This is a genomic window from Mitsuaria sp. TWR114 (assembly GCF_007997345.1).
Genome location: NZ_VOSR01000610.1, coordinates 1 through 1,011, shown reverse-complemented (window position 1 = coordinate 1,011; position 1,011 = coordinate 1). Strand labels below are relative to the sequence as shown.

Genomic DNA, 1,011 nt, shown 5'->3' with positions numbered 1-1,011 from the left:
CGGCCGGTGCGGCCGATGCGGTGGACGTAGTCCTCGGCCTTCATCGGCAGGCCGAAATTGATGACGTGCGAGATGGTCGGGACGTCGATGCCGCGGGCGGCCACGTCGGTGGCGACCAGCACGCGCAGGTCGCGGCGGCGCAGCGCCATCAGCGTGCGGTTGCGCTTGCCCTGCGGCATGCCGCCGTGCAGCGCGGCGACGCGGTGGCCGATGGCCTCCAGCTGCTCGGCCAGCCACTCGGTGTCCTGCTGGGTGCTGGTGAAGACCACGGCCTGGTCGACGTCGCGCTCGCCCAGGATGTGCTCCAGCAGCTTGCGCTTGTGCTGGCCGTTGTCGGCCCAGTGCAGGCGCTGCTCGATGTTCTCGTGGGTCTCGGTGTGGCCCGACACGTCGATGCGCTGCGGGTCCTTCATCAGCTGGGCGGCCAGGCGGCCGGTGTTGCCGGCGAAGGTCGCGCTGTACATCAGCGTCTGGCGGGTGGCGGGGATCTGCTCGGCGACGAAGTTGATGTCGTCGATGAAGCCCATGTCCAGCATGCGGTCGGCCTCGTCGAGCACGAACATCGTCACGTTCTCGAGCTTGCAGCGGCCGCTGTTGATGTGGTCCAGCAGGCGGCCCGGGGTGGCGATCAGGATGTCCAGATGGCCGCTGAGCGCGCGCAGCTGGTGGGCGTAGGGCATGCCGCCCAGCACGGTGGCCACGCGCAGGCCCTGGATGTGGCGGCCGTAGGTCATCGCGGACTTGGCGACCTGCATCGCCAGTTCGCGCGTCGGGGCCAGCACCAGCACGCGCGGGCCGATGGTCTTGGTCTTGTTGCCGGCGGCGCGCTCGGCGCGGGCGGTCAGCACCTGCTGCAGCGCGGGCAGGATGAACGAGGCGGTCTTGCCCGAGCCGGTGCGCGAGGACACCATCAGGTCCGCGCCGGTCAGCGCGGGGGGAATCGCCTGGGCCTGCACCTCGGTGGCGTTTTCGTAGCCGGAGTCCTTGACGGCGCGCAGCAGCGCGTCGTGC

1 protein-coding gene is annotated in these 1,011 nt (G+C 70.5%); it reads right to left on the bottom strand.

Annotation, left to right across the window (positions count from 1 at the left end):
* The coding region (locus FUT87_RS20630; protein ID WP_147242230.1) for a DEAD/DEAH box helicase at nt 1-1,011 on the bottom strand (1,011 nt) is incomplete at both ends.